Source organism: Psychroflexus sp. S27 (assembly GCF_002810405.1).
Lineage (GTDB): Bacteria > Bacteroidota > Bacteroidia > Flavobacteriales > Flavobacteriaceae > Psychroflexus > Psychroflexus halocasei_A.
This window is the reverse complement of sequence record NZ_NEXQ01000002.1, coordinates 1-6325: the sequence shown is the minus strand read 5'-3', so window position 1 is coordinate 6325 and position 6325 is coordinate 1. Positions and strand designations below refer to the sequence as shown.

General features: G+C 32.8%; 4 protein-coding genes. All 4 read left to right on the top strand.

The genetic code is table 11. The features are described 5' to 3' along the window. Positions 1-1407: 1407 nt before the first annotated feature. The 4 genes from CAP47_RS00025 to CAP47_RS00010 all read left to right on the top strand — a co-directional run bounded on the left by CAP47_RS00025 (position 1408) and on the right by CAP47_RS00010 (position 4355). Positions 1408-1914: a hypothetical protein gene (locus tag CAP47_RS00025; RefSeq protein WP_100774844.1), complete on the top strand. Its 507-nt coding sequence runs from the start codon at positions 1408-1410 to the stop codon at positions 1912-1914. 169 nt (positions 1915-2083) lie between these two features. Next, positions 2084-2515, top strand: a complete 432-nt coding sequence (locus CAP47_RS00020; protein WP_100774843.1) for an RrF2 family transcriptional regulator — start codon at positions 2084-2086, stop codon at positions 2513-2515. 80 nt (positions 2516-2595) lie between these two features. Continuing rightward, entirely contained in the window at positions 2596-3333 is a 738-nt protein-coding gene (locus tag CAP47_RS00015; protein WP_100774842.1) for a DUF2490 domain-containing protein, read from the top strand. Between the two features lie 2 nt (positions 3334-3335). Further along, positions 3336-4355, top strand: a complete 1020-nt coding sequence (locus CAP47_RS00010; protein WP_100774841.1) for an inorganic phosphate transporter — start codon at positions 3336-3338, stop codon at positions 4353-4355. Positions 4356-6325 lie beyond the last annotated feature (1970 nt).

The window sequence follows — 6325 nt, the reverse complement described above, 5'->3', positions numbered from 1 at the left end:
TATCAAAAACGATGAAAAACCAAGCGCGCCGAAAAAAATTGCATTTTTTAGAGGATTTTAAGTTGAATATTAATGTTAAGAAATAGTTGATCCGAAGGAAAAAAAGCCTAGTGGTAACAATGCATATACTTAATGCTTGGGTTCGGTGATGAAAAAATAAGTTTGAGTATTTTTATAAAAGTCTGTAAATTGAGAATAAAATAAATACTAATTAAGGTCGCACTAAGTATATGCGACACCGTTACAGCTAAGTTAAGTCGTTGATTTTTAAAATCCTCTCTCCTATTTTGATATTCAAGTATTTTAAGAAAGAAAATATCAGAATCGGAAAAATCACTCCGAAAATAGGACTGAATTCTGTCGCTTGCCAAATGGAATTTGTACTAAGATTTTAGACGAGCTCGCCAAAAGGTTTGGAATTGAAAATCGCTACGGAGAAAATCGAAAAGTCAGCCAAACGGAATTTTAACTGGAGAAAAATAAAAAGCTAAACGAAACCAGCAGACTTGAAAAACGTTATGAAAATATGACTCAAGCTAGATAATCGAGTTTACAGGTTGATAAAAACAATTTTGAGAAATCCAAAACGATGAAAAACCTAGCGCGCCGAAAAAAAATTACATTTTTAGAGGATTTTAAGTTGAATTGAAATGTAGAACCTGAGTTAAATCGAAATAAAAACCTAGCTGTAACACTATGTATAAGTAATAGCGAAGTCTGTGTTGAAAAACGAAAATTAAGTTATAAGTTTATGGTTTTAGAAATGAGAAAAGTTCCGAGCTAAAATCTCGCTACTACTCATACACAAAACCGTTGCACGCAATTTAAGCCAAACTATTTTTTAAAAATCCTCTACTCTATTTTTGAATTTATAATTCTTAATTTAAAAACGGAAAATCAGAACTCAAAAAATATTAATTTAAAGCTTCTCAACGGTTTTTGAACTTTGGAATAATGACGAGTTTGTCAAAATGTCGGAATTAAGAATCGCTACGGAGAAATCAATTCAGAGCCAGCCAATGGAATTTTTACTTTAGATTTAAGACAAGCTTCCCGAAATTAGTGAAGCAATAATCACAACGGAGAAATGACCAATAAACAGCCAAACGGAATTTGATTTTAGACAAACTTCGGCTTGAGAAACAGAACCTGATCGAAGCTCACTCTGGCGAAAAAATTCGAAATTTTTTTGAGGATTTTTAAGGTTTGAATAAGAATAAAACTAATAGCTAAATCGAAAAGAAAAAAAACTGCGTGCAACAATGCATATACTTAATGCTCGGATAAATGATGAAAAAATAAGTTTGAGTATTTTTATAAAAGTCAGTAAATTGAAAACAAAATAAAAGCTAATTAAGGTCGCACTAAAGTATATACTAGACCGTTAGCCACAAGCTGAAACCAACAATGGGAAAAACGAGAAACTTAAATGGAATACCAGGGAATTTAGCCTTGAGCTACTTGAGTACACTAGGATACTATGATGGCGGATATATGGCGGACTGGCTTAATTTCATAGCTCGTGACAAAAATGTAAAAGAAATTGAGATTGACATTTTGAATAACGAAATTGAACCTGAAGAAACGGATGTCAAACCATTAAAAGTGGATTTGAAAAAATTGCGAGGAATACTTGAAAAGGATCTGTCAAATAACGGATTTAAAATGGACTTTATAAAAAAGGCTATTATGAAGTTTGAAATACCACTTGACGACCCGAAATTTAAAAACACAGTTTATTGCTATCCATTTATTGAAGATGAAAATGGAAAAATATATAAACCGAAAAAACGTATTATAGAAACCGCCTACATAGCGGACTTTAATCCAACTATCTACATTAGGAAACCAAAAGTAAAAAATGCATCAATGAAAAAGAGTTGGATTGATAGAATTAAAGAAATATGGAACTGAGAAAAGCCAGTGGCTAACACCGTGTAAAAATAATTGCTTGGTTCTTGCCTACTTGGAAAATCCTACGGATTTTCCTCTGGTTCGTTCCATTTTTGCTAAATTAGTGGCTTAATCACGCAACTATTCTTACACATCAACGTTGTGTGCAATCTAAAAAAACGAAACGATAGTGTTATCAAAAAAGACAAAATACGCAATTAACGCACTTGTTTATATCGCAAAAAACAAGGACGAGCAACCTATATCGGTAAGTAGAATTTCGGAAGAACAGAACATTCCTCTGAAATTTCTTGAATCTATACTAACCGAACTTAAAAACGCTCGAATATTAAACAGCACGAAAGGGAAATATGGCGGCTATTCCTTGAATGCAACGCCTGATGAAATTCATATGGCAAAAGTAATGAGACTCTTTGACGGAGCAATCGCTTTGCTACCTTGCGTAACCTATGAATTTTATGAACGCTGTGAAGAATGCGTTGACGAAGAAACTTGCGGAATCCGTCAAATTGCAATGGAAATCCGCAATGAAACTGTAAAGCGATTAAAAGCTGCTACCTTTGCAGACATTATCAAAAGAGAGAAAAAACTAAAAAAGTAATTTTTTTTCATTTTTATATCCTACTAACTTGGTAGGATAAATAGGCTTTAATATATTTGCCCCTAAAATTTTGAAATTCTATGCCGAAAACTCAATCAATGGTATTTGCAGCATTGCTACTTGGACTGTTTTCTACAAGTGTCAAAGCTCAAAAAAACGTAGATACCCAGCAGCTGCTTTGGACACGCTATTACCTGAAACTGAAACTCACTGACAACTATCAAATAAGACAGGAAATAGAAGAAAGGACTTATTGGTTTCCTTGGCGACAACACCAGTTCGTTACGAGAACATTTGCAGAACGAAAACTTGGAAAAGGTTGGAATGCGGGAATCGGTTTTACCTATTTTCTACAATCATTACCGCACGACCCTGAAATTTTAGATTTTGAAAATAGAACAGAACTGCGTCCACAACTTGAAATAGGCTACAAACAAACTATTTCTGACAAAATAACCTTGCATCATCGATATTGGACTGAATTTAGATTTTTTGAACAACCCAGTAGTTCTTTTGAGTACGGTAACAACAGAACACGATACAAACTTGAAATAAGATACTCGCCTTTTGATAAGCTGACCTTAAAGGCGTTTGACGAAATCCATATAAATATTGGTGGCAAAATTGTCCAAAATGTATTTGACCAAAACAGATACGGAGCAAGTGTTCAATATATGCTATATGAAAATTTAGGCTTTGAGTTAGGCTATTTCAATTGGTATCAACAACGAAAATCAGGAGTCGATTTTTACAATCGTCATATTGTAAGGTTTACAATCCATCACACTATCAACTTTAAAAAATCTAAAAATCAATAATTATGTCAGAACTATTTAACGGCTTAACTATCCCTTTTCTATTGGCAATGTTTTTAGCCATAAATATGGGTGCAAGTGGAACGGCTCCAGCTTTTTCAGCCGCTTATGGAGCAAATGTCTTAAAACGTACACTTATTCCGGGACTATTCGGAATAATGGTTCTTGCCGGTGCTCTAATTGCAGGTAAAGAAGTTTCCTTGACCCTTGGTAAAGGACTTTTAGACCATTCCTTTTTTACGCCTTTGATTACTTCAATTATTTTGGGGTCTATCGGTTTATCGTTACTAATTGCCAATCTGATTGGTGTTCCACAATCAACCAGTCAGGCAACAGTACTTTCAATTGCAGGAGCAGCAACCGCATTGGATGGTTTGAACACCCGTATGTTGTTTTATGAAGTTATTCCAACTTGGATTATCTTGCCTATTATCGCATTTTTCATAATGCTAATTCTTTCCAAATGGGTTTTCCCCTTGCTAAAAAACAAGGTTTTTACGGATGATTATTCACATTTAAGACAGCACAAAGGGTTAAAAGCAATATTGATTTTATCATCTCTTTATGTTGCATTTTCAATTGGCGCAAATAATGTAGCTAATGCAGCAGCACCAATTGCTTCATTGACTGCAAATGAAATCGGACAAGAAGCGATTCAAAACTTTTTACCGATTATCATTTTATCGGTTTTAATTGTAGCTCCTTGTTTCGCCATTGGAAGTTCTTTACTTGGACACAAAGTGACCAAAAAGACAGGGAAAGATATTGTAGAAGTATCTCCATTTAATGCAACTGTGATTGCAATTATTGTAGCCAGTTTACTTTTATTGGCTTCTGTAACAAAAGGAATTCCGACTTCATTGGTACAATTGAACGGAGCAGCTTTTATCGCTTTGAGTATTAGCAAGAACGGATTTAAAAACACCTTTAGCAACAAGACCGTAAAACGATTCTTCACAGTTTGGGGAATAGCCCCAATTTTCGCGTATATTTTGACTTTTGTTTTGGTAACACTATTGAAATAAAGAAAGAAAAGACTGCACACAACATTGAAATAAAGAAAGAAAAGACTGCACACAACATTGTATAAAAGCAATAGCGGGTAAAGTGTTGAAATCAAGGCAAGTGCGTTTAATGAACTTTTGTGGTGGCGGACAGGTAATTGCCTTGAAATCCGCTACTGCTCTTATACTTGACCGTTACAAGCAATTTGATTAGATCTTTAATCCTGAACAAATTTTGATTAATAATTAAATTTTAAAGCTCAAAAAAACAATCAGAAATCTGAAAACTCACACTCTAAAAAATGAATTTAGAGCTTACCAAAAATTTTTAAGCTTTGGAATAATGACGAGTTTGCCAAAATGTCGGAATTGAGAATCGCTACGGAGAAATCAATTCAGAGCTATCCAAAGAAATTTTTACTTTAGATTTAAGACAAGCTTACCAAAATTAGTGAATGACAATCACAACGGAGAATTGACCAATAAACAGCCAAACGGAATTTGAATTTAGACGAAATTCTGGCTAAAAAAACAAAATCTGATCGAATTTCACTTTGGCGAAAAAATTCGAATTTTTTTCAGGATTATTAAGATTAAATATTTGATTAGATTTTTAGCTAATTCGAAAATCAAAAAACTGCTTGTAACAATGCATATACTTAATGCTTGGGTTCGGTGATGAAAAAATAAGTTTGAGTATTTTTATAAAAGTCTGTAAATTGAGAATAAAATAAATACTAATTAAGGTCGCACTAAGTATATGCGACACCGTTATACGCAATTTGAGAAAAACTTATCCTCAAATAATTTCGATTGATTATAAAAATCTTAAAACAGAAAAATATTCTGAACTGAAAATCAATACTCTGAATAAAATTGAAATTTGAGCTTTCCAAAGAAAATTGATATTACGAATAAAGACGAGCTTGCCAAAATGTCGGAATTAAGAATCGCTACGGAGAAATGAATTCAGAGCTAGCCAAATGCATTTTAATTGGAGAAAAACGACGAATTAACCGAAATCAACGGTTTTGAAAATTGCTTCGAAAATATGACTTGCGCTAGCCGATTGAATCTATAATTTAATGAAATAAATCTCTATTGGATCCAAAATACTGATAAACCAAGCGCGCCGAAAAAATTTCGAAATTTTTTGAGGATTTCTAAGGTTTAGATAAGATTAAATTTATAAGCTGAATCGAAAAGTAAAAAACTGCGTATAACAATGCATATACTTAATGCTTGAGTCAGTGATGAAAAAATAAGTTTGAGTATTTTTATAAAAGTCAGTAAATTGAAAACAAAATAAAAGCTAATTAAGGTCGCACTAAAGTATATGCTAGACCGTTATACGCAATTTAAGACAGAACTTAATCCTCAAATAATTTCGATTATAAATTGAATTTTGTAAATCAAAAATTAATCAGAAATCTGTAAAATCACTCTGGAAATAGGAATGAATTCGGTCGCTTGCCAAATGGAATTTATACTAAGATTTAGGACAAGCTCGCCAAAAGCTTCGGAATTGAAAATCGCTACGGTGAAAAATCAGCAAACCAGCCAAACGGATTTTTAACTGGAGAATAATGACGAACTGGACAAAATCAATGGATTTAAAATTGACGTGAAAATATGATTAAAGCTATCTTATCGAATTAATAATTATAGTGGAATTAATCTTAGCGGATACGAAAGTGATGAAAAGCAATGCGCGCCGAAAAAATTCGAAATTTTTAGAGGATTTCTAAGGTTTAAATATGATTAAATTCAAGTGCTGAATCGGAAAGTAAAAAACTGCGTATAACAATGCATATACTTAATGCTCGGGGCAGTGTATGAAAAATAAGTTTGAGTATTTTTATAAAAGTCTGTAAATTGAAAACAAAATAAAAGCTAATCAAGGTCGCACTAAGTATATGCTAGACCGTTGTGCAAAATTTGAAAAAAATCTAATTTGTATAAAAATTTTAATAACATACATAGATTTATAT

Coding starts and splice junctions, on each gene's coding strand:
- CAP47_RS00025 (WP_100774844.1), top strand. CDS start 1,408: ATGGGAAAAACGAGAAACTTAAATGGAATACCAGGGAATTTAGCCTTG.
- CAP47_RS00015 (WP_100774842.1), top strand. CDS start 2,596: ATGCCGAAAACTCAATCAATGGTATTTGCAGCATTGCTACTTGGACTG.
- CAP47_RS00010 (WP_100774841.1), top strand. CDS start 3,336: ATGTCAGAACTATTTAACGGCTTAACTATCCCTTTTCTATTGGCAATG.